The following is a 22,206-nucleotide window of genomic DNA, read 5'->3' as shown; positions in this document are numbered from 1 at the left end:
ACTGTCCATGACAGCAGTGTTGCGGGCGAGCACTGCTCAGGAGGATGGAGATTGCGCTCCGCACACGATCCGGACACCCGCGCCGCGGCCGCGGCCAGGCGCCCGGTCGCGCTCGTCCTGGCCCTCGGGATCGCCGTCGCCGCGACCGCCCTGCTGCCCGCGCGGACGGCGTCGGCGGCCCCGGCCCGCGCGGCCGTCACGGCGAGCGCCGCGGACGACGTCAGGTACTACGTCGTCACCTCCCCCGAGGAGAACGGCGGGCAGGCGGAGACCCTGCGCACCCTCGCCGAGCGCACCCTCGGCGACGGCGACCGGTTCCCCGAGATCCTCGGCCTCAACACCGGCCGCACGCTCCCCGGCGGCGCCACGTTCACCAGGCCCGAGCAACTGGTCCCCGGCTTCGCGCTGCGCCTGCCCGACGACGCGACCGGTGACGGCGTGCAGGTGGGCCCGCTGCCCGGGGCAACGGCCGCCTCTACGGTGTTGACGTCCCCGGGACGGACCGAGAACGTAACGGCTTCCGCCGGCGCACGGATTCCGGTCGGCCCCCTCGTCCTCGGCGGCGTCGGCCTCGCCCTGCTGACCGTCCTCATCACCGCCCGCCGCCCCCTGGCCCGGTTCGCCCGCCGCGCCGGCACCGCCGTGCGCGGCGCCGCCCGGGTGCTGCGCCCGCGCCTGCCGCGCGCCGCCCAGCGCGCGCTGCGCCGCCGGCGCCGGGCCGCCCTGGGGCGTTCGCTGGTCACCGACACCCGCACGCTCGCGGTCGTACGGCACACCCTGCGCGAACTGCTGGCCGCCCCCGGCACCGGCCACGGCGGCGCGAGCACCCGCGTCTACAGCGTGCTCGCGCTCCCCACCAAGATGCTCGCCGCCGTCTCCTCCGCCGCGCCCGCACCGCAGGGGTGGAACGCCCTCGACGCAACCCGCTGGGAGCGCAGCGGAGTTCCCGCCTCCGTCGAGGACGGCGACCTGGCCGCCGGCCTGCCGCTCCCGCTCCTGGCCCGGGTGGGCGTGACCGAGCGCGGCCACGCCCAGGTCCTGGTCGACCTCGGCCAGCTCAACGGGACCCTCAGCATCCTCGGCGACCTGCCGGTCGCCCGGGACACCCTGGCGGCGATGGTGCGCAGCCTGCTGGAGACCGTCGGCCGGGACGGCGACGCGCTGACGGTGGTGGCCGTCGACCCGGCCCGCACCGTACTGCCCGACCTGCACGCCCAGCACGGACTGCTGCGCGTCCCCGGCCTGGAGGACGTCAGCGGCGGATCCCGGTCCCCGATGGCCGTCCCCGCACCGGAAGTCGGCGCCGGCCTCATCCGCAGCGCCACCCGTACCGGCCCCGTCACCGGGGTTCTCGTCCTGGCCCGGCCGCCCGCCGAGAAGGACCTGCCCGCACTCGCCCGGCTCTCCTCCCGGGACGGCGGCTGGATCGTGCTCGCCGCCGGGGACGTCCCGGGCGCCCACTGGCGGTGGTACGCGGAGGAGGACGGCACCGTCGACACCGGGATCCTCGGCCACAAGGCCTTCGTCCCGGTCCAGAGCGCGCCGGCGCACGCGGGCACGGGGTGACGCCGGGCGCCGTCCGCGCCGTCCGCGAGGCGGCCCGCGGACCGGCTCAGGCCGGCAGCGGCTCCGTGCGGATCACGGTGAACACCGCGCCCTCGGGGTCGGTGACGGTCGCGACCCGCCCGTACGCGGAGTCGCGCGGCGCGCGCAGCACGCTGCCGCCGAGCTGGACCACCTGGCGGGCCGCCGCGTCGGTGTCGGCCACCTCGAAGTACGCCATCCAGTGCGCGCCGCGATCGCGCGGCAGACCCTGGCCGACGCCGTGGATGCCGCCCACCGGGCGGCCGTCGAGCTGCAGGGTGAGGTAGTCGAAGTCCGTCGAGACGATGTGCTGGGTCTCGAAGCCGAAGACCAGCGAGTAGAAGGCGGCGACCATCGACGACTCGCGGGTGACCAGTTCGTTCCACACGGGCGAGCCCGGTTCGCCGGAGGTCTCGATGCCCCGGTGGCGCACGGCCTGCCAGATCCCGAACACCGCGCCCAGCGGGTCCAGGGCGATGGCCAGCCGCCCGGCGTCGTCCGCGTCCAGCGGGCCCACGCCGACCGTGCCGCCGCAACCCCGGACCAGTTCGGCGGTCTTGTCGGCGTCGTCGGCGGCGAAGTACGTGGTCCATGCGTGCGGCAGATGCCGGTCCCGGGGCAGTTCGCCGATGCCGGCCACACTCTTCCCGTCCAAGGTGGCGCGCACATAGGTGCCCAGCGAGGACGGACCGGGGTGGAACTCCCAGCCGAACAGGTGGCCGTAGAACTCCTGCGTGGCCTCGACACCGCGTGCCAGCAGGCTGACCCAGCACGGTGTCCCGTGCGGGTGGCGGTTCCCTACCTCGGTCATCGGTTCTCTCCTGGAAGCGGCGCTCGGGGGTGCGGAGGAGGTACCACAGCAATGCTCGCACCACAGGGCGCGCCGCTACGGGGGCCGCGCCGCAGGGTCCCCGCGCCGGGTGACCACAATGGGCTTATGCATCCTGTCATTACCGTAACCGAATTGGCCGCGCAGCCGAAGGGCGCGTCAGACGGCGGGCCCGTCCTGCTCGACGTGCGCTACCGGATGGGCGGGCCGCCCGGACGCCCCGAGTACGAGGCGGGCCACCTCCCCGGCGCGCACTACGTCGACCTGGAGTCCGAACTCGCCGGGGCACCCGGTGACGCCGGCCGCCATCCGCTGCCGGACGTGGAGGTGTTCGCCGCCGCCATGCGGCGTGCCGGCGTCGGCCGGGACCGCGACGTCGTCGTCTACGACGACTGGCAGGGCTGGGGGGCCGCCCGCGCCTGGTGGCTGCTGCGCTGGGCCGGGCACGAGCGGGTACGGGTGCTGGACGGCGGCCTCTCCGCCTGGACGGCGGCCGGCCTTCCCCTGGAGACGGACGTCCCGGCCGACGAGGACGGGGACTTCACGGCCGTCCCCGGCGGGCTGCCGCTGCTCGACGCCGACGGCGCGGCGGAACTGGCGCGCAGCGGTGTACTGCTCGACGCGCGGGCGTCCGAGCGCTACCGCGGTGAGGTCGAGCCGATCTATCCCGTCGCCGGGCACATCCCGGGTGCGGTCAGCGCCCCCACGACGGAGAACGTCGACCCCGCCACCGGGCTGTTCCTGCCGCCCGGCGACCTTGCCGCCCGCTTCCTGGGCGTCGGCGCCACCGAGGGCACCCCGGTCGGGGTCTACTGCGGTTCGGGCGTCTCCGGTGCCCACGAGGTGCTCGCCCTCGCCGCGGCGGGTGTCCCCGCAGCCCTCTACGTCGGCTCCTGGAGCGAGTGGTCGCACACCGGCCGGCCCGTCGCGACGGGCCCCCAGCCGGGCTGAGGCCCGGGTCTCCCACCTGCCCGCCCACGGCGCGGCACCTCGCGTGGCCCCGCGAGGCACCGGCCCGGGGGCGGGTGGGAGACCGGGCGGCCTTCACGGACCCGCCCGGTGATGCTCCGTCACATCCGGTGCACCGGCGGCGGTGCGGCCGGGTCAGTCCTGCTTCTTGCGCCGGCTCCCGAAGACGATCTCGTCCCAGCTCGGGACCGTCGCCCGCCGTCCCGGCCGCACCCCGTCCGCCTCGGCCTGCCGGTCGGTGGACCCGACCAGCCGGTCCCGGTGGGCGCCCACGGACCGGGGCATGAGGACGTCCGCGTACGCCGACCCCGCGCTCGCGGCGGGAGCCGGGGGCGCGGCCTCCTCCGCCTCGGGGTCGTCGACCACGCCGTCGGTCCCCGCGGCGGCCGCCGGGGGAATCTCCGGCGCCGCGGGCGACGCGGTCTGCGAGGGGACGACCATGTCGCCGCGGAAGCTCGGCACGGCCTCCAGGAGGCTGGTCAGGGAGTCGCGTTCCTCCTCGGCCCGCTCCTCGGCGCCGCCCGCGCGCTCCGGCCGCTCCAGCGCCCGGTCCCGCGGCAGCCGCGCGATCCGCGGCACGAAGGGGTAGCTCGGCTCCTGGGGCTCCTGCGTGGCCTCGCCGATCAGCGCGCGCGCCTCGTCGTCGACGGCCTGGACCAGCCGCCGCGGCGGGTCGTAGGTCCAGCTCGCCGAGTGCGGCTCACCGGCGACGCGGTAGACGAGCAGCACCTCCCAGGTGCCGTCGTCGCGCCGCCAGGAGTCCCAGACGACGGAGTCCTTCTCGGCGCCCCGCAGCAGCAGGCGTTCGGCGACCGCCTCGCCGAGCTGCGGCCCGGTGCTCTCGCCCTGGCGGCGGACCGGGGTCTTGCGCGCCCGCTCCGCCATGAAGGCCCGCTCCGCGAGCACGGGGCCCTCGAAGCGCCGCACCCGCTCGACGGGGATGCCGGCGAGCTGCGCGACCTCCTCGGCGGTGGCGCCCGCTCTTATCCGCGCCTGGATGTCGCGCGGGCGCAGGTGGCTCTCGACCTCGATCTCGATCTGGCCCAGCCGCGCCCGGTCGTTGCGGATGGCGGCACGCAGGCGCTCGTCGATCGGGAGTGTGTACTCCGTGCTGTCGGCAGCCTTGAGCACCAGTCGTGTGCCGTCGTTGCTGACGGCCACGACACGCAGTTCGGGCACGGTTACCTCCCGGGTGGTGCCTGCCGACGTCACGTGCGTCGCTGCTCCCGATGGACGAGTGTGACTTGCCCGGGTGCAGCCTGCCACAACCTTGCTGAGTTTCCCGGCGTGTCGGGCATGTGCCGTGACGCGCCGTTATGGCACGGTTACCTCTTTGCAACGCTGAGTGACTAAATGCATCACTCGGCGTCACGTGTCTCCGGGTCGCTCGACAGCACCCCGGGATGAAGTGCGCCGTCTCCCCCCGGAGCCAGGATTTGTCACAGTACTCCATTTGGGCCACGCCGGTGGGGCGCCGCGCCGTCGAACTTTGAGCGGGTCAAGGGAGTTGGCCGGGGGCCGTTACGAAATCTCCACAACTGGAGGCCTGTGGTCTACACGCCCAGGACCCGCCGCAGGTAGTCGTTGCGGAACAGCCGGTCCGGGTCGAGCCGGTCCCGCAGCGCGGTGAACTCCCCGAAACGCGGGTACGCCCCGGCGAACCAGTCGGCGTCCCGGGTGTGGACCTTGCCCCAGTGCGGCCGGCCCTGATGCGCCGTCATGATCTGCTCCACGGCGGTGAAGTACTCCTGGTACCGGCTCCCCCGGTACATGTGGACCGCCACATAGGCGCTCTCGCGCCCCGAGGCCGTCGACAGCGCGATGTCGTCCGCCGGGGCGACCCGCACCTCCACGGGGAAGCTGATCCGCAGCGCCGAGGAGTCGACCATCGACTTCAGCTCCCGCAGGACCTCCACCGCGGCTTCCCGCGGGACGGCGTACTCCATCTCCACGAAGCGCACCCGGCGCGGGTGGGTGAAGACCTTGTACGGGATGTCGGTGTACGTGCGCGCCGACAGTGCGCGGCTGGAGACCTGCGCGATCCCCGGGATCAGCGACGGCGCGGCCTGTCCCACCGCGCAGGCGGCCCGGAAGACGCCGTTGGACAGGAACTCGTCGTCCAGCCAGCCGCGCACAGGGGGCACCGGCGCGGCGGGTCCCTGGCTGCGGTTGTTGCGCTTGGTGTTGCAGCCGTCGGTGTGCGGGAACCAGTAGAACTCGAAGTGCTCGTTCTCCTCGACGAGTTGGTCGAACTCCCCGAGCACCCGGTCGAAGTGCATCGGCTCCTCGCGCGCGGTGAGCAGGAAGAGCGGTTCCACCGCGAAGGTGAGCGAGCTGACCACGCCGAGGGCGCCCAGCCCGATCCGGGCCGCGGCGAAGACGTCCGCGTTCTCCTCGGCGGAGCAGGTGAGCACCGAGCCGTCGGCCGTCACCAGTTCCAGTGCGGTGATCTGGGCGGCGATGGAGGCCGAGTCGCGGCCGGTGCCGTGGGTGCCGGTGCTCGTCGCCCCTGCCGCCGTCTGCTCCATGATGTCGCCCATATTGGTGAGCGACAGGCCCTCGGCGGCGAGGAACGCGTTCAGGTGCTTCAGCTGGACGCCCGCCTCGACGGTCACGGTCCCGGCGGCGCGGTCGAGTGAGCGTATGGAGCTCATGCGCTCCGGGCGGATCAGGACGCCCGCGGTGGCCGCGGCGGAGGTGAAGGAGTGCCCGGTGCCGACGGCCTTGGCCGGCAGGCCGTCCTCGGCCGCCTTCCGTACGGCGGCGGCCAGTTCCTCCACCGAGGCCGGGGACACCTCGCGTGCCGGGACGGCCCGCACGTTGCCCGCCCAGTTATGCCATGTGGCCTTCCCGGCGGTTCTGTTCGTCGTAGCCATGCGTACGCGATCCCTCCAGCTCCGGCGCCGGCTCCAGCCGGCGGTACCCCAGGAAGGCCGCCACCACGGCGAGTGCCGCGGCGGAGGCGGGTACCGCGAACGCCGCCCGGGCCCCCGCCGCGTCGATCACCCACCCGGCGAGCGAGGCCCCGAGCGCCACACCGACCGCGAGCCCCGTGCTCGTCCACGTCATGCCCTCGGTCAGCTTCGCGCGCGGTACCAACTGCTCGACGAGCGCCATGGTGGTGACCATCGTCGGCGCGATGGACAGGCCCGCGACGAACAGCGCCACGGCCAGGAACGGCAAGTTCCCGACCAGTAGTGGCGGGATCATACTCACGCCCATGGCCCCCACGCCCAGCAAAAAGCGACGCGAGGCCGTACCGCGCGGTCTCATCAGGCCGAAAAGGACTCCCGCGAGGCAAGATCCTGACGCGTACACGGCGAGAACGAGGCTGGCCGCGGCCTTGTGGCCCTGCTCCTGGGCGAACGCGACGGTGGTGACGTCCACCGCGCCGAAGATCGCCCCGGTCGCCACGAAGGTGACCACCAGGACCTGCAGACCGCGCGAGCTCATCGCGGAGCCCCGCGTGTGCTGCTCCCTCGGGTGCGGCGGCGGCTCGGTGGACCGCTGCGCGGTGAGCAGGAAGGTGCCGGCGGCCAGGAAGAGCGCGGCCAGCAGGGGGCCGGCCTCGGGGAACCAGACGGTGCACAGCCCGATGGACAGGATCGGGCCCACGATGAAGCAGATCTCGTCCACCACGGACTCGAAGGAGTACGCGGTGTGCAGCAGGTCCGGCGAGCCCCGGTGGATGGCCGCCCACCGCGCCCGCACCATGGCGCCCAGGCTCGGCGTCAGCCCGGCGACCGCGACGCAGGCGAAGAGCGTCCAGTCCGGCGCCCCCTCCCGTACGCACACCAGCAGCGCGGCGACGGCCAGCACCGTGATGCCGGCAGCGGGGCGCAGCACCTTGCGCTGCCCGTACCGGTCCACCAGCCGCGAGACCTGCGGCCCGAGCGCCGCCCCCGACAGCGCCAGTACGGCGGCGAGCGCGCCCGCGATCCGGTAGCGGCCGGTGACCTGCGACATCATCGTCACGATCCCGATGCCGAGCATGGACAGCGGCATCCGGCCGATCAGGCCGGCGGCGGCGAAGCCCCTGGTCCCCGGGGCGGAGAAGATCGCGCGATAGGGACTGGGCAAGGGGCGCTCCTCGGCCTCGTCGCCGGTGTACGGGTGCGGGGTGTACGGGGTGTGCGGGTAAGGAATGTGGCTGCTCATCACAGCTTACAAATGGAACGCAAGCGATTTTCCCGCCGTCCGGCGCCGCCCTTGGTGCAGTCCGTGCCGTTCCGCGGCCGTCTGCGGGCGGTGGGAGGATCAAAGACATGTCCGATCACACCGAGGCCGACACCGCCGCTCCGTACGACGCACTGCTCCTGCTGTCCTTCGGCGGCCCCGAGGGGGCGGACGACGTCGTCCCCTTCCTGGAGAACGTCACGCGGGGGCGCGGCATCCCGCGCGAACGCCTGAAGGAGGTGGGGCAGCACTACTTCCTGTTCGGCGGGGTCAGCCCCATCAACGCGCAGAACCGCGACCTCCTGCAGGCGCTGCGCAAGGACTTCGCCGAGCACGGCCTCGACCTGCCCGTGTACTGGGGCAACCGCAACTGGGCGCCCTATCTGACCGACACCCTGCGCGAGATGGCCGACGACGGCCGCCGCCGCGTCCTGGCGCTGGCCACCAGCGCGTACGCCTCCTACTCCGGCTGCCGGCAGTACCGCGAGAACCTGGCCGACTCCCTTGCCGCGCTGGAGGCCGAGGGCCGCCCGGTGCCGCGGGTGGACAAGCTGCGCCACTACTTCAACCACCCGGGCTTCCTGCGGCCCATGGTCGACGGTGTGCTGGCCGCGCTCGACGAGCTGCCGCAGGAGGCACGCGCGGGTGCGCACCTGGCCTTCACCACGCACTCCATCCCCACTGCCGCCGCCGACACCTCCGGCCCGGTCGAAGCGCACACCAAGGACGGGTCCGGCGGCGCCTACGTCGCCCAGCACCTGGACGCCGCCCAGGTGATCGCCGACGCTGTCCGCGAGGCCACCGGCACCGACCGGCCGTGGAAGCTCGTCTACCAGTCCCGCAGCGGCGCCCCCCACATCCCGTGGCTGGAGCCCGACATCTGCGACCACCTGGAGGAGCTGCACGCCTCCGGGGCGACGGCCGCCGTCATGGTGCCGATCGGCTTCGTCTCGGACCACATGGAGGTCCGCTACGACCTCGACACCGAGGCCACCGCCAAGGCCGCCGAGCTCGGGCTGCCCGTGGCCCGCTCGGCCACGGTCGGCGCCGACCCCCGGTTCGCCGCGGCCGTCCGCGAGCTGGTCCTGGAGCGGGCCGCGGCCGAGCGCGGCCTCACCCCCGAACGCTGCGCGCTGGGCCGGCTCGGCGCGAGCCACGACGTCTGCCCGGTGGGCTGCTGCCCGGCCCGCAGCCCGCGTCCCGCCGCGGCGGGCGCCGAGTGACCGACACCGACACCATCCGCAGCACAAGGAGCGCCGTGACCGACCAGCTGAAGGACGAACTCCTGGCCGTGGCCGTGGAGGCCGCCCGCAGGGCCGGGGAGCTGCTGCGCGACGGCCGTCCGGCCGATCTCGTTGTGGCCGCCACCAAGAGCAGCCCGATCGATGTCGTCACCGAGATGGACATCGCCGCGGAGAAGCTCATCGCCTCTTTCATCGGCGAACGCCGGCCGGACGACGGACTGCTCGGCGAGGAGGGCGCCAGCGCGCCGGGCACCACCGGCATCCGCTGGGTGATCGACCCCCTCGACGGCACCGTGAACTACCTCTACGGCCTGCCGGGCTGGGCGGTCAGCATCGCCGCCCAGGTCGACGGCGAGACGGTCGTCGGCGTCGTGGAGGCGCCCATGCGGCGCGAGAGCTACCGCGCCGTCCTCGGCCGCGGCGCGTGGGTGGGCGACGTACGGGCCCGGCCGCGCCCCGCGCCGCCGTTCGAGCAGGCGCTGGTGGGCACGGGCTTCGGGTACAGCACCGAGGTGCGCGCCGGGCAGGCCGAGGTGGCGCGCCGGCTGATCCCGCGCGTGCGGGACATCCGCCGGGCCGGGTCGGCCGCCATCGACCTGTGCGACGTGGGCTGCGGCCGGCTCGACGCGTACTACGAGCGCGGGCTGAACATCTGGGACTACGCGGCGGGCGACCTCTTCGCCCGCGAGGCGGGCGCCCTCACCGGGGGCCGCCCGGGGGAGCCGCTGTCGCGGGAGCTGACGGTGGCGGCGCCGACGGGCGTCTTCGAGCCGTTGCAGGCGCTCCTGGAGGAGCTCGGCGCCTGGCACGACTGAACCGGGTGGGTGCCGGGGCGCGCGAACGCCCCGGCACCTTGTGCGGTGTCCGGGGCGCGGCGCTTGTGTCCGGATGCCTCAGGCGATCTTGGGCAGCACCTGTACGCCGTGGTCGGCGGCGAGGCGGCGCAGATCGGCCAGTTCGGCCTCCTCGACTTCGGCCAGGAACTCGTCCCCCGCCTCCCGGGCGGCGAGCAGGTCCGACTCAGTGCTGTGTATGCGCTGCAGGATGCCAGTGGTGAATGCGTCCATCAGGTGGCGCCCCCTCGTCGTCGATAGGTGACACAGGGTGTGGGTGGGTAAGGGTCGATCGGCTGCGGTCAGGTCGTTCCGAGGTCCCCGCGGATCGCGCGACGGCTGCCGCCACAAGTCGACTGCGAACGCCCAGGGGGCGCGATCGGGGGTGTGCAGTCGTCCTCCCCAGGCCTGCCGGAGCGGAAACCTCCGCAACCCGGGGAATTCCGTGCCGTCCTCCCCACCGCGCCGCGCGCGGCCGCGACCGGCGCGGATGCCGCTCCCGGCGGCGCACGATGTGGCCCGCGTCACGTGCGGTGACGCCTCCGGCGCGGGGCGCCGGTTCGCTCCCGCGCGGCCCGGGGACGCGCTCTTACCGCCGGTTTACGGCCTCCAGGTGCAGGATGGAGACGCGTTCGGCCTGCGCACAGGCCGTTGGGAATGTTCACGGAAGGAACGGCGCCTTGCGCGTACTGGTCGTCGAGGACGAACAGCTGCTCGCCGATGCGGTGGCCACGGGACTGCGCCGCGAGGCGATGGCCGTGGACGTCGTCTATGACGGTGGGGCGGCCCTGGAGCGGATCGGGGTCAACGACTACGACGTCGTCGTCCTCGACCGGGACCTGCCCGTGATCCACGGGGACGACGTCTGCCGCAAGGTCGTCGAGCTCGGCCTCCCCACCCGGGTCCTGATGCTCACCGCCGCCGGCGACGTGAGCGACCGCGTCGAGGGCCTGGAGCTCGGCGCCGACGACTACCTGCCCAAGCCCTTCGCCTTCACCGAGCTGATCGCCCGCGTGCGCGCGCTCGGCCGGCGGACGACCGCCCCCCTGCCGCCGGTGCTGGAGCGCGCGGGCATCCGGCTCGACCCCAACCGCCGCGAGGTGGTGCGCGAGGGACGGCAGGTGCATCTGGCGCCCAAGGAGTTCGCGGTGCTGGAGGTGCTGCTGCGCAGCGAGGGCTCCGTGGTGTCCGCGGAGCAGCTCCTGGAGAAGGCCTGGGACGAGAACACCGACCCCTTCACCAATGTGGTCCGGGTCACCGTCATGACGCTGCGCCGCAAACTCGGCGAGCCCGCCGTGATCGTCACGGTGCCCGGCTCCGGCTACCGGATCTGATGCGCCGTGGCCACTTCCCCGGCGTCCCCCTCGCCCCAGTCCTCGTCCTCGTCGCAGGCGTCCTCGCCCGCGGCCCCGCCGCGCGTTCCGCCCAAGCCCACGTGGGAGCCGGCGTCGCCGGCCGGCCGCGGCCCGCTGTTCCGCCCCACGATCCGGATACGGCTGACCCTGCTCTACGGCGGCATGTTCCTGATCGCCGGTGTCGTCCTGCTGTGGATCATCTACCTGCTGGCCGCACAGGCCCTGCACGACGGCAATGAGCTGCCCTTCCGCCTGCTCAGCGGCCATGTGGCCACCACGACGCCCAGCTGCCAGCTGCCGAGTTCGGGGACGACCGACGAGTTCACCGATGCCATCAACGGCTGCATGCAGAACCGGCGCGAGGTCGCGCTCGACACCCTGCTGCGGCGGTCGCTGTTCGCCCTGATCGGTCTCGCCGTCCTGGCCTTCGCCTTCGGGTACCTGCTGGCGGGCCGCGTGCTGTACCCGCTGGGCCGGATCACCCGCACCGCGCAGGCCGTGGTCTCCTCCGACCTCAAGCGCCGCATCCACCTGGACGGGCCGGACGACGAGCTGAAGGAGCTCGCCGACACCTTCGACGAGATGCTGGAGCGGCTGGAGCGGTCCTTCGACGCGCAGCGCCGCTTCGTGTCCAACGCCTCCCACGAGCTGCGGACCCCCCTGGCGATCAACCGCACCCTGCTGGAGGTCCAGCTGTCCGACTCGGCGGCCGGTCCGGAGGTCCAGCAGCTCGGGAAGACCCTGCTGGCCACCAACACGCGCAGCGAGCAGCTCGTGGAGGGCCTGCTGCTGCTCGCCCGCAGCGACAACGAGATCGTGGACCGCAAGCCCGTGGACGTGGCCGAGGCGGCCTCCCAGGCCCTGGAGCAGACCCGCAGCGAGGCCGACGCCAAGGGCGTGGCGCTCCGCAGCGAACTGCACGAGGCGGTGGTGCAGGGCAACGGCGTGCTGCTGGAGCGCATCGCGCTCAACCTCGTGCAGAACGCCGTCCGCTACAACGTCCCCGAGAACGGCTGGGTCGAGGCCACCACGGGCCTCGAACCGGGTCTCGCGGTGCTGACGGTCACCAACACCGGACCCGTCGTCCCGGCGTACGAGATCGACAACCTTTTCGAGCCGTTCCGGCGGCTGCGCACCGAACGGACCGGGAGCGACAAGGGCGTGGGACTCGGCCTCTCGATCGCGCGATCGGTGGCCCGGGCCCACGGAGGCACCATTTCCGCGGTGCCCCGCGAGGGAGGTGGCCTGGTCATGCGGGTCGCCATCCCCGTCTGAGGCACCCGGGAACGGTTCTCCGACACTCCCGGGGCCGTGTTCGCTTTGCGCTGAATTTTGCGGTCTGATCCCGGCGGCGGCATGCTGTGAGCGATTACACATACGATTCCGGCCGCGGGTACGCTCCGTGATCGCAAGTCCGGGAAAAGAGCGGAAAAATCCATGTTTCCGCAGGTCATGATCACGGGAAGTACACGTGGAGGCGTGAGCAAGGTGCGACAACACGGCCCTTTCCGGTCATGACCGGCAGTGGATCCGATCACCTCTTCGGGGGTGCGGTTGGGTGTCGATTGAGTAACGGCACTTGATGTAAGGCAAAATCTCCGCTTCGGGCCGGGCACAAGACCGGCCTCCCATGCGTTACGTGCGCTGGAGACACCGCAGACACCCAGAGGGGGAGAGCGATACATGGCTACTGATTACGACACACCACGCAAGACCGACGACGATGTCAACGAAGACAGCATCGAGGAACTGAAGGCCCGCCGGAACGACAAGTCCACGTCCACGGTGGACGTCGACGAGTTCGACCAGGCCGAGTCCCTCGAACTGCCTGGCGCCGACCTTTCCAACGAGGAGCTCTCGGTCCGGGTCCTGCCCCGGCAGGCCGACGAGTTCACCTGCATGAGCTGCTTCCTTGTGCACCACCGCAGCCAGCTGGCCTCGGAGAAGAACGGCAACCCGATCTGCCGCGACTGCGCGGCCTGACGGGACACCGGCATCGTGGACAGCGACGACGAGCGAGGCCGCGCGGCCTCGCTCGCGGGCGCATCGGAGGAACCGGCGGTCGACGGTGCCCAGGCCGGGCCTCCGAGCCGTGCCGCCCGCGGGCGTGCCCGCGCCAGGGCGGCGCTGACGACCCTCGCCGAGGGTTTCCTCGAGGCGGCCCCGCGGATACCCGTACGGGACCTGGAGACGCTCCGCCGGCACTTCCCCGGGCTCGGGCCCGAGGAGCTGGCGGACAAGCTCGTGAACGCCGCCACCCTGGGCACCGCGACGGTCGGCGCCGGTGTCGGCGCCGCCGCCATGCTGCCGACTCCGCCCGCCATGCCCGCCGAACTGGCGAGCGAGACGATCGGGGTCGCCCTGATCGAGTACAAGCTCATCGCCGAGCTGCACGAGGTCTACGGGCTGCGCGCCCCGGGCACGCTGCGGCAGCGCGCGATGATGTACGTCGCCGAGTGGACCGAGCGGCGCGGGATCGACTTCTCCAAGCCGTCCACGCTGAACGTGGCGCTCGGCGGCCGGATGAAGCGCGAGCTGCGCCAGCAGCTCATGAAGCGCAGCCTGCGCAATCTGCCGACGCTGGCGCCGTTCATGGTCGGCGCGGCCGTCGGCGCCGTGATGAACCGGCGCGACACCAGGAAACTCGCCGAGCAGATCCGCAAGGACCTGCGCGAACGGCAGGTGCCCTGGGCGCTGCTCTCCGCCGAGGAGCCGCCGCCCGCCCTGGAGGCCGGCGAGCCCGGCGCGGACGACTGAGGCCGCCGCGGACGCCTCAGGCGGTCCGCATCTCCCGCAGCGCGGCGGCCAGCCGCTCGGGGGCCCGGGTGGAGAGGTACAGATAGGGCGTCGGATCCGCGGGGTCGGTGACCTCGATCCTCAGCGCGGTCGGCACATACGACCGCAGGAGCATGAACGCGCGCGGATCGGCCTTGTAGGAGCGCCAGGCCAGCGCTTCCTCGTGGTCCAGCACGGTCGCCTCGCCGAGCGCGCCCACCGGGATCCGCGCGTCGCCCGCGACCAGCGACCCGGCCACCACCCGCAGCCGCGCCGAGCCGTACGAGCTCACCGCGACCGCTCCTGCCGCCGTACCCCCGACGAGGCCGCCGAGCAGCGGCAACGCCCCGAAGGGCAGCAGGATCAGCGCCAGGGACACACCCGCGCCGAAGGCGAGCAGCCACCACGAACGCGGCGCGGTCAGCCGCTCGTCATAGGTCATGCCGGTCATGCCACCCAGCTTGTCATGCCGCCCTGTCAGTACCCGCCGCGGGACCGCAGGCGCGACAGGGCCTGCGCGGCACGCGGCGCCGTGCGCAGGCCGACGGCGACCTGCTTGGCCCAGTCGGTGGCGGCGGTGGGCAGGGCGGCGTCCAGGACGGCCGAGGAGCGGGCGTCGCCGCCCACCAGGTAGCGGGGGAGCGGCCGGGGCGCCGACAGCGCCTTGAGGACCGTGCGGGCCACCGGGCGGGGACCCGGCAGCTCGCGTCCCAGCCGGTCCTCCACGGCCTCGTACTGGTCGCGGTACGGCGAGGTGGTGCCCTGCGGCAGCCGCGAGGCACCGCGCTCCCAGATGTCCGTCCCGAAGGACCCGGGCTCGACCAGCACCACCTTCACCCCGAACGGCGCGGCCTCCATGCGCAGCGCGTCCGTGACCGCCTCCAGGCCCTGCTTGCTCGCGCAGTACCAGCCGAGCAGCGGCGTCGAGACCCGGCCGGAGACCGAGGAGATGTTCACGATGCGGCCCGCGCGCCGGGCGCGCATGGTCGGCAGCACGAGCCGGGCGATGCGCGCCGGTGCCACCAGGTTGATCTCCAGCTGCTGGCGCACCTGTTCGTCGTCGACGTCCTCGATCGCGCCGGGCTGCGCGATGCCGGCGTTGTTGACCACCGCCCAGGGACCCCCGTCGGTCACCGTGGCGATCTCCGTGAACGCCCGTACGGACGACGTGGCGTCCGCGACGTCCAGCAGCACCGTGCGCACCGACGCACCGGTCCTGGCCACCGCCGCGCGCAGGGCCTCGGCCTTCTCCTCGGTGCGCACCGTACCGATGACGTCGTAGCCGGCGTGGGCCAGTTCGAGCGTGATCGCCAGGCCGATCCCGCATCCGGCTCCGGTGACGACGACGGACCTGGGGGTCATGGGGTGCTCCAAGGGATGGGGGACACGTGCCGCGTGGCCGGAGGGAGAACGGGCGGGCGGCGGGAAAGGATCCCGCAGGAGGGTAGGGTCTCCCGCGTGAACGGAGCCACACCCGACGTCCCGGCCCGCCCGGGCCTGACGCCGCCGCAGGACGCGTCGCCGCCCCTGCGGCACCCCGACGCGCCCGCGCCCGGCGAACCGCTCGGCGCGCACTACGAGCACTGCTTCGGCTGCGGCGGGGCCCAGCCCCACGGCCTGCACCTGGAGGCGCGGGCCGGCGAGGGCGTCTCGGTCACCGCCGAGTTCACCGTACAACCGGCGCACCAGGGTGCTCCCGGCCTCGCGCACGGCGGTGTGCTGGCGACCGCGCTCGACGAGACACTCGGCTCCCTCAACTGGCTGCTGCGCCGGATCGCGGTCACCGGCCGCCTGGAGACCGAGTACGTCCGGCCCGTCCCCGTCGGCGCCACCCTCCACCTGGACGCGCGCTGCACGGCGGTCGCCGGGCGCAAGATCTACTGCACCGCCACGGGCCGGATCGGCGGCCCCGACGGCCCGGTCGCGGTGCGCGCGGACGCGCTGTTCGTCGAGGTCAAGCCCGCGCACTTCACCGAGCACGGCCGCGCGCGGGAGATCCGGGCCGTCGTCGGGGATCCCGGCCGGGCCGGAGCCGCCCGCGCCGTCGAGGTGAACCCGTGAGCCGCCCGCCGCTGGACGTGCTGATCAGGCGGCTCGACGCGGACGTCCCGATTCCCTCGTACGGGCACCCCGGCGACGCCGGCGCCGACCTCGTCACCACCCGGGCGGCGGAGCTGGCCCCCGGCGAGCGGGCGGTGCTGCCGACAGGCGTTTCGATCGCCCTTCCGGAGGGGTACGCGGCCTTCGTGCATCCGCGCTCCGGCCTCGCCGCGAGGTGCGGAGTGGCACTCGTGAATGCCCCAGGAACGGTTGATGCCGGGTACCGTGGGGAGATCAAGGTGATCGTGGTCAACCTGGACCCGCGCGAGACCGTGCGGTTCGCCCCGGGGGACCGGATCGCGCAGTTGGTCGTCCAGCAGGTCGAGCGGGTCCGCTTCCACGAGGTGGCGGAACTGCCCGATTCGGCGCGGGCGACGGGGGGCTTCGGCTCCACGGGGGGTCATGCCGCGGTGGACGGCCCGCCGGTCGGTCCGTCCGGCCATGGATACGCATCGGTCATCGCTGACCGGGAAGGACAGTGACGTGTTCCGTCGTCGTCGCAAGGAGCGCGAAGACGCCCTCGACGAGCTCGAGGCCGAGAGCCCTGACGAGCTGGCCGAAGACGCCGAGGAGTCGGACGACTCCATGGAGTCCCGTCGGTACAACCTTCCGCCCGCCCCGAGGCCGGACGGTCCGTGGGACGTGAGTGAGGTCGGCACACCCGGCGAGGGCCGGGTCGACCTCGGTGGCCTGTTCGTGCCCGGTGTCCAGGGCATGGAACTGCGGGTCGAGGTGGCCGGCGAGTCCATCGTCGCCGCCACTGTGGTGCTGCGGGACAGCGCCATCCAGCTGCAGGGCTTCGCCGCGCCGAAGTCCGAGGGCATCTGGGGCGAGGTCCGTGACGAGATCGCGTCCGGGATCACCAAGCAGGGCGGCATCGTCGACGAGGTCGAGGGCCCGCTCGGCTGGGAGCTGCGCGCCCAGGTGCCGGTCCAGCTGCCCAACGGCACCAACGGTGTGCAGGTCGTGCGCTTCGTCGGCTGCGACGGACCGCGCTGGTTCCTGCGCGGTGTCATCTCCGGCCAGGGCGCCGTCCAGCCGGAGACCGCGGGCCTGCTGGAGCAGATCTTCCGCGACACCGTCGTCCTGCGCGGCGACACCCCGATGGCCCCGCGCGACCCGATCGTGCTGAAGCTGCCGAACGACGCGCAGATGGTTCCCGAGGGCATCGCCCAGGACCACGACGGCGGACGCTTCTCCGACGGCATCGACCCGATGCGCCGTGGACCGGAGATCACCGAGGTGCACTAGCGCCGCCTAACGACCCGACCGACGTGCCGATCCGCTGAAGCGGATCGGCACGTCGGCGTTTTCGCAGGTCAAACGGGTTGTCGTCAAGGGGCCGTCAAGTCGGCGCCAGGGCCCGTCAGGGAGGCGTCAACGCGTGGGGGCGGCCGGTGGATCGGATGTTTGCTGTCCTGGTCAATGTCCGTTCTGTCCGATTGAGGAGCACGTGATGGCCGATCTGGTCTTCGTGGCCATCACGGTCGCGGTGTTCGCGCTGGTGGCCTTCATCGCCAAGGCGGTGACGAAGCTGTGAGCGCGGAGAACATCGTCGGGCTCGTCGTGGCCGTCGCGCTGCTGGGCTACCTCGTCCTCGCGCTCGTCTTCCCCGAGAAGTTCTGAGGCCCGGACATGGGCCCCGTACCCGCCCAAGTGCTCCAGGTCGTCGCCCTCGTGGCGGCGCTGGCCCTGGTGTACCGGCCCTTCGGCGACTACATGGCCGCCGTCTACAGCTCCGGCAGGCACCTGCGGGTCGAGCGCGTCCTCTACCGCTGCTTCGGCGCCGACCCCGACGCCGAGATGCGCTGGCCTTCCTACCTGCGGGCGGTCCTGGCATTCTCCTTCGTCGGCGTGCTCTTCCTCTACCTGTTCCTGCGGGTCCAGAACCATCTCCCGCTCTCCCTCGGATTCGCCGCGTTCAGCCCCGACCAGGCGTTCAACACCGCGACCTCCTTCGTGACCAACACGAACTGGCAGTCGTACATGGGCGAGAACTCCATGGGGCACGCCGCCCAGGCCGCCGGTCTGGCGGTGCAGAACTTCGTGTCGGCGGCGGTCGGCATGGCCGTGGCCATGGCGCTGGTCCGCGGCTTCGCCCGGTCCCGCACAGGGGACCTCGGCAACTTCTGGGCCGACCTGGTCCGCGGCACCGTGCGCATCCTGCTGCCGATCGCCTTCGTCGCCGCGATCGTCCTGATCGCCTTCGGCGTGGTGCAGAACTTCGCCGGCTGGCACGACGTGTCCACCCTCGCCGGCGGCCATCAGACGCTGACCGGCGGGCCGGTCGCGTCCCAGGAGGCCATCAAGGAGCTGGGCACGAACGGCGGCGGTTTCTACAACGTCAACTCCGCCCACCCGTTCGAGAACCCGGACGCGTTCACCAACCTCTTCGAGATCTTCCTGCTCCTGGTGATCCCGGTCTCGCTGACCCGGACCTTCGGCAGGCTGGTCGGCAGCGTGAAGCAGGGCTACGCGATCCTCGCCGCCATGGGCGTCATCTGGATCGCCTTCGTCGCCCTGATGAGCTGGGCGGAGTTCGCCCACCCCGGCTCGGCGAACCAGATCGCCGGCGGCGCCATGGAGGGCAAGGAGCAGCGCTTCGGCATCGGGGGCTCGTCGCTGTTCGCGGTGAGCACGACCCTGACCTCGACCGGCGCGGTGGACGCCGCCCACTCCTCCCTCACCGGGTTCGGCGGCGGCATCACGCTGCTGTCGATGATGCTCGGCGAGATCGCCCCCGGCGGCACCGGGTCCGGCCTCTACGGCATCCTGATCATGGCGATCGTCGCGGTCTTCATCGCGGGCCTGATGGTCGGCCGTACGCCGGAGTACCTGGGCAAGAAGATCGGCACGCGCGAGATCAAGCTCGCCGCGCTCTACATCCTCGTCACCCCCGCGATCGTGCTCTGCTTCACGGCCCTGGCCATGGCGCTGCCGACCCCGCCGCACTCCATCCTGAACAGCGGCCCGCACGGCTTCTCGGAAGTGCTGTACGCCTACACCTCGGCCGGCAACAACAACGGCTCCGCCTTCGCGGGCCTCAGCGCCGACACGCGGTGGTACAACACGACGCTCGGCCTCGCGATGGTGCTGGGCCGCTTCGTGCCGATGATCTTCGTCCTGGCGCTGGCGGGCTCGCTCGCCGGGCAGAAGCCGGTCCCGGCCACCGCCGGCACCCTCCGCACCGAGAAGCTGCTCTTCGCGGGTCTGCTCGTCGGCGCGATCCTGATCATCACGGGCCTGACCTACTTCCCGGCGCTGGCCCTCGGCCCGCTGGCGGAGGGACTGTCATGAGCCGCGCGGACCGACCCACCCCCGAAGAGGAAGCCATGTCCACCGCATCGTCCCCGCGCGGGTCCAGGGCGGGGACGGCACCGCACGCCCCCGCCGCGGGACAGCGCGGCCGTGTCTCGGGCGGCATGTTCGACCCGGCGCAGTTGCTGAGGTCGCTGCCGGACGCGCTGCGCAAGCTCGACCCCCGGGTGATGGCCAAGTCGCCCGTCATGTTCGTCGTGCTGATCGGCTCGGTGTTCACCACCGTGCTGGCGGCGCTGTCCCCCGCCGACTGGTTCGGCTGGGCGATCACCGTCTGGCTGTGGCTGACCGTGATCTTCGCCAACCTGGCGGAGGCCGTCGCCGAGGGCCGCGGCAAGGCCCAGGCCGACACCCTGCGCAAGGCCAAGACCGACACCGTCGCGCGCCGGCTGACCGACGGCAAGGAGGAGCACGTCCCGGGCGCCTCCTTGCGGATCGGCGACCTGGTGGTCTGCGAGGCCGGCGACATCATCCCGGGCGACGGTGATGTCGTCGAGGGTGTCGCCTCGGTGGACGAGTCGGCCATCACCGGTGAGTCGGCCCCGGTCATCCGGGAGTCCGGCGGCGACCGCTCGGCGGTCACGGGCGGCACCAAGGTGCTGTCCGACCGCATCGAGGTACGGATCACCACCAAGCCGGGCGAGACCTTCATCGACCGGATGATCGCCCTGGTCGAGGGCGCCTCCCGGCAGAAGACGCCCAACGAGATCGCGCTCAACATCCTGCTGGCCTCGCTGACCGTCGTCTTCCTGCTGGCGGTCGTCACCCTGCAGCCGTTCGCGGTCTACGCGGGCGCCGAGCAGTCGATGATCGTCCTGGTCGCTCTGCTGGTCTGCCTCATCCCGACGACCATCGGCGCGCTGCTGTCGGCGATCGGCATCGCCGGCATGGACCGCCTGGTGCAGCGCAATGTGCTGGCGATGTCCGGGCGCGCCGTCGAGGCCGCGGGCGACGTCTCGACCCTGCTGCTGGACAAGACCGGCACCATCACCCTCGGCAACCGCCAGGCCGCGGAGTTCGTCCCCGTGGCGGGCGCGGGCGAGGCGGAGCTGGCGGACGCCGCGCAGCTGTCGTCGCTGGCCGACGAGACGCCCGAGGGCCGCTCCGTCGTCGTCCTGGCGAAGGAGCGGTACGGCCTGCGGGCCCGGAGCGAGGGCGAGCTCGGCCGCGCCGAGTTCGTGCCCTTCACGGCCCAGACCCGCATGTCCGGCGTCGACCTGGAGGACCGGCAGGTCCGCAAGGGCGCCGCGTCCGCAGTCACCGCGTGGGTCACCGGGAACGGCGGCGACGTCGCGGCCGACGCCCAGCACGTCGTGGACTCCATCTCCGCCGCGGGCGGCACCCCGCTGCTGGTCGCGGTCAAGGACAGCGGCGCGGCCCGGGTCCTGGGTGTCGTCCACCTGAAGGACGTCGTCAAGGAGGGCATGCGGGAGCGGTTCGACGAGCTGCGCCGGATGGGCATCCGCACGGTGATGATCACGGGTGACAACCCGCTGACCGCCCGCGCGATCGCGGACGAGGCGGGTGTCGACGACTTCCTGGCGGAGGCGACGCCCGAGGACAAGATGGCGCTGATCAAGCGGGAGCAGGCGGGCGGCAAGCTCGTCGCGATGACCGGTGACGGCACCAACGACGCCCCGGCGCTGGCCCAGGCCGATGTCGGCGTGGCCATGAACACCGGTACCTCGGCCGCCAAGGAGGCCGGGAACATGGTGGACCTGGACTCCAACCCCACCAAGCTCATCGAGATCGTGGAGATCGGCAAGCAGTTGCTGATCACCCGCGGCGCGCTGACGACCTTCTCCATCGCCAACGACGTGGCGAAGTACTTCGCGATCATCCCCGCGATGTTCGCGATCGTCTATCCGGGCCTGGACAAGCTCAACATCATGCAGCTGTCCTCGCCGGAGTCCGCGATCCTCTCCGCGGTGGTCTTCAACGCGCTGATCATCGTCGCCCTGGTGCCGCTCGCCCTGCGCGGCGTGCGGTACCGGCCGACCGGCGCCGACCGGATGCTCCGCCGCAACCTCGCGATCTACGGCCTCGGCGGCCTCGTCGCCCCGTTCATCGGCATCAAGATCATCGACCTGCTCATCTCCCTGATTCCCGGAATCGGCTGACCACCATGAACACTTCCGCACGCCACTCCGCCCGGCTGCTCTGGAGCGCCCTGCGCGCGCTGCTGGTGCTGACCGTCGTGACCGGCGTCGTCTACCCCCTCGCTGTGTGGGGCGTGGGCCAGGCGGCCTTCCACCGGCAGGCGAACGGCTCCGAGGTGACGGCCGGAGGCAGGGTCGTCGGCTCGGAGCTCATCGGCCAGAACTTCACGACCGGCAAGGACTTCGCGCCCGACCCCCGCTGGTTCCAGCCGCGTCCCTCGGCCGCCGACGCTGGGAACGGCGCGGGCCCCTACGACCCGACGTACACCAGCGCCTCCAATCTGGCGGCCACCAGCAAGGTGCTGACCGACCTGGTGAAGGAGCGCAAGAAGGACGTCGCCGCGTTCAACCACGTGCCGCAGTCCCAGGTCCCGGACGACGCCGTCCAGGCCTCCGGCTCGGGCCTCGACCCGGACATCTCCCCGGCCTACGCGGCCCTCCAGACCGCCCGCGTCGCCCGTGCCAACGGCCTGCCCACCGCCGAGGTCGCCAAGCTCGTCAAGGAGCACACCGACGGCCGGCAACTGGGCTTCCTCGGCGGGCCGATCGTCAACGTCCTGGAGCTCAACCTCGCCCTCGAGCGGCTGGCCGGCTGACCCCGCCGCCTCTCCGCCCCGCCCCGTGGCATCAGGGACGCGTCAGGGGCGGCGCCGGCGGCGTACGGAACCCGCCAAGGCGGCGGGCCGGGGCCGCGATCGCGGGAAGAGTGGTGGTCGCGAGGGGGGCCCGAGGAGGCCGCTCCGCGGTGTGCGAAGGGGGGCGCAGCCCGATGGCGATCGCCGTCACTGCTGCGAAAGACCGGGAGGCGCCTGCGGGGGCCGCCGGAACCGGACCCCGGAGGGCGCCACCGCGTCCCACCGGAGG

At 72.7% G+C, this 22,206-nt stretch carries 23 protein-coding genes; 16 read left to right on the top strand and 7 right to left on the bottom strand.

What is annotated here, in order from left to right; all coding sequences use genetic code 11:
- Positions 1-51 precede the first annotated feature (51 nt).
- Positions 52-1,566, top strand: a complete 1,515-nt coding sequence (locus ACIP64_RS34095; protein WP_401594564.1) for a hypothetical protein — start codon at positions 52-54, stop codon at positions 1,564-1,566.
- A 46-nt stretch (positions 1,567-1,612) separates the two neighbouring features.
- Here the strand turns inward: ACIP64_RS34095 and ACIP64_RS34090 are convergent, their stop codons facing one another.
- Positions 1,613-2,395 (bottom strand): VOC family protein, encoded by a 783-nt coding sequence (locus tag ACIP64_RS34090; RefSeq protein ID WP_401594562.1) that lies wholly within the window; start codon positions 2,393-2,395, stop codon positions 1,613-1,615.
- A gap of 126 nt (positions 2,396-2,521) precedes the next feature.
- Here ACIP64_RS34090 and ACIP64_RS34085 point away from each other — a divergent pair, with 126 nt between their 5' ends.
- On the top strand, positions 2,522-3,364 hold the full coding sequence (locus tag ACIP64_RS34085) for a sulfurtransferase (RefSeq protein ID WP_401594559.1): 843 nt from the start codon (positions 2,522-2,524) through the stop codon (positions 3,362-3,364).
- A gap of 153 nt (positions 3,365-3,517) precedes the next feature.
- Here ACIP64_RS34085 and sepH read toward each other — a convergent pair whose 3' ends face one another.
- From sepH to ACIP64_RS34070, 3 genes are all read right to left on the bottom strand, one after another.
- Positions 3,518-4,594, bottom strand: a complete 1,077-nt coding sequence (sepH, locus tag ACIP64_RS34080) for a septation protein SepH (protein ID WP_401594557.1) — start codon at positions 4,592-4,594, stop codon at positions 3,518-3,520.
- Between the two features lie 341 nt (positions 4,595-4,935).
- On the bottom strand, positions 4,936-6,258 hold the full coding sequence (locus tag ACIP64_RS34075; RefSeq protein ID WP_401594554.1) for a D-arabinono-1,4-lactone oxidase: 1,323 nt from the start codon (positions 6,256-6,258) through the stop codon (positions 4,936-4,938).
- Complete coding sequence (locus tag ACIP64_RS34070; protein WP_401594610.1) at positions 6,215-7,462, bottom strand: MFS transporter; 1,248 nt, start codon at positions 7,460-7,462, stop codon at positions 6,215-6,217. The genes ACIP64_RS34075 and ACIP64_RS34070 overlap by 44 nt, the downstream gene beginning before the upstream one ends.
- 185 nt (positions 7,463-7,647) lie before the next feature.
- Between ACIP64_RS34070 and ACIP64_RS34065 the strand changes: the two genes are divergently transcribed.
- Entirely contained in the window at positions 7,648-8,781 is a 1,134-nt protein-coding gene (locus tag ACIP64_RS34065) for a ferrochelatase (protein ID WP_401594551.1), read from the top strand.
- 35 nt (positions 8,782-8,816) lie between these two features.
- Positions 8,817-9,617, top strand: coding sequence for an inositol monophosphatase family protein (locus ACIP64_RS34060; RefSeq protein WP_401594549.1), 801 nt, complete (start codon positions 8,817-8,819; stop codon positions 9,615-9,617).
- 78 nt (positions 9,618-9,695) lie between these two features.
- Here the strand turns inward: ACIP64_RS34060 and ACIP64_RS34055 are convergent, their stop codons facing one another.
- Positions 9,696-9,869 (bottom strand): hypothetical protein, encoded by a 174-nt coding sequence (locus tag ACIP64_RS34055; protein ID WP_319659104.1) that lies wholly within the window; start codon positions 9,867-9,869, stop codon positions 9,696-9,698.
- Between the two features lie 446 nt (positions 9,870-10,315).
- Between ACIP64_RS34055 and ACIP64_RS34050 the strand changes: the two genes are divergently transcribed.
- The 4 genes from ACIP64_RS34050 (at position 10,316) to ACIP64_RS34035 (ending at position 13,747) form a co-directional block, all read left to right on the top strand.
- Entirely contained in the window at positions 10,316-10,969 is a 654-nt protein-coding gene (locus ACIP64_RS34050; protein ID WP_384287224.1) for a response regulator transcription factor, read from the top strand.
- Positions 10,970-10,975: 6 nt separating this feature from the next.
- Positions 10,976-12,265, top strand: a complete 1,290-nt coding sequence (locus ACIP64_RS34045; RefSeq protein WP_401594545.1) for a sensor histidine kinase — start codon at positions 10,976-10,978, stop codon at positions 12,263-12,265.
- Between the two features lie 408 nt (positions 12,266-12,673).
- Positions 12,674-12,973, top strand: coding sequence for a DUF4193 domain-containing protein (locus ACIP64_RS34040; protein WP_319659100.1), 300 nt, complete (start codon positions 12,674-12,676; stop codon positions 12,971-12,973).
- A 15-nt stretch (positions 12,974-12,988) separates the two neighbouring features.
- Complete coding sequence (locus ACIP64_RS34035) at positions 12,989-13,747, top strand: hypothetical protein (protein WP_401594542.1); 759 nt, start codon at positions 12,989-12,991, stop codon at positions 13,745-13,747.
- A gap of 16 nt (positions 13,748-13,763) precedes the next feature.
- On the opposite strand, the gene ACIP64_RS34030 is transcribed toward ACIP64_RS34035, so the two are convergent.
- Complete coding sequence (locus ACIP64_RS34030) at positions 13,764-14,216, bottom strand: DUF3093 domain-containing protein (RefSeq protein ID WP_401594539.1); 453 nt, start codon at positions 14,214-14,216, stop codon at positions 13,764-13,766.
- 26 nt (positions 14,217-14,242) lie between these two features.
- On the bottom strand, positions 14,243-15,127 hold the full coding sequence (locus tag ACIP64_RS34025; RefSeq protein ID WP_401594537.1) for an SDR family oxidoreductase: 885 nt from the start codon (positions 15,125-15,127) through the stop codon (positions 14,243-14,245).
- 96 nt (positions 15,128-15,223) lie between these two features.
- Here ACIP64_RS34025 and ACIP64_RS34020 point away from each other — a divergent pair, with 96 nt between their 5' ends.
- The 8 genes from ACIP64_RS34020 (at position 15,224) to kdpC (ending at position 21,938) form a co-directional block, all read left to right on the top strand.
- Positions 15,224-15,826, top strand: coding sequence for a PaaI family thioesterase (locus tag ACIP64_RS34020; RefSeq protein WP_401594534.1), 603 nt, complete (start codon positions 15,224-15,226; stop codon positions 15,824-15,826).
- Positions 15,823-16,347: a dUTP diphosphatase gene (dut, locus tag ACIP64_RS34015; RefSeq protein WP_401594531.1), complete on the top strand. Its 525-nt coding sequence runs from the start codon at positions 15,823-15,825 to the stop codon at positions 16,345-16,347. The genes ACIP64_RS34020 and dut overlap by 4 nt, the downstream gene beginning before the upstream one ends.
- Position 16,348: 1 nt before the next feature.
- A complete protein-coding gene (locus ACIP64_RS34010) occupies positions 16,349-17,116 on the top strand; it encodes a DUF3710 domain-containing protein (protein ID WP_401594528.1) in 768 nt (255 codons plus the stop codon).
- Between the two features lie 133 nt (positions 17,117-17,249).
- Positions 17,250-17,405: a hypothetical protein gene (locus tag ACIP64_RS34005; RefSeq protein WP_401594525.1), complete on the top strand. Its 156-nt coding sequence runs from the start codon at positions 17,250-17,252 to the stop codon at positions 17,403-17,405.
- Entirely contained in the window at positions 17,402-17,491 is a 90-nt protein-coding gene (gene kdpF, locus ACIP64_RS34000) for a K(+)-transporting ATPase subunit F (RefSeq protein WP_401594522.1), read from the top strand. Before ACIP64_RS34005 ends, kdpF begins: the two co-directional genes overlap by 4 nt.
- 9 nt (positions 17,492-17,500) lie before the next feature.
- Entirely contained in the window at positions 17,501-19,162 is a 1,662-nt protein-coding gene (kdpA, locus tag ACIP64_RS33995; protein WP_401594519.1) for a potassium-transporting ATPase subunit KdpA, read from the top strand.
- A gap of 35 nt (positions 19,163-19,197) precedes the next feature.
- A complete protein-coding gene (kdpB, locus tag ACIP64_RS33990) occupies positions 19,198-21,303 on the top strand; it encodes a potassium-transporting ATPase subunit KdpB (protein ID WP_401594515.1) in 2,106 nt (701 codons plus the stop codon).
- Between the two features lie 5 nt (positions 21,304-21,308).
- Complete coding sequence (gene kdpC / locus ACIP64_RS33985) at positions 21,309-21,938, top strand: potassium-transporting ATPase subunit KdpC (protein WP_401594513.1); 630 nt, start codon at positions 21,309-21,311, stop codon at positions 21,936-21,938.
- The last annotated feature ends 268 nt before the right edge of the window (positions 21,939-22,206 follow it).

Origin of the sequence: Streptomyces sp. NPDC088733 (assembly GCF_044751185.1) — a bacterium.
Classification (GTDB): domain Bacteria; phylum Actinomycetota; class Actinomycetes; order Streptomycetales; family Streptomycetaceae; genus Actinacidiphila.
Note: the sequence above shows the minus strand (reverse complement) of the source record. Positions and strands in the feature narration are given on the sequence as shown.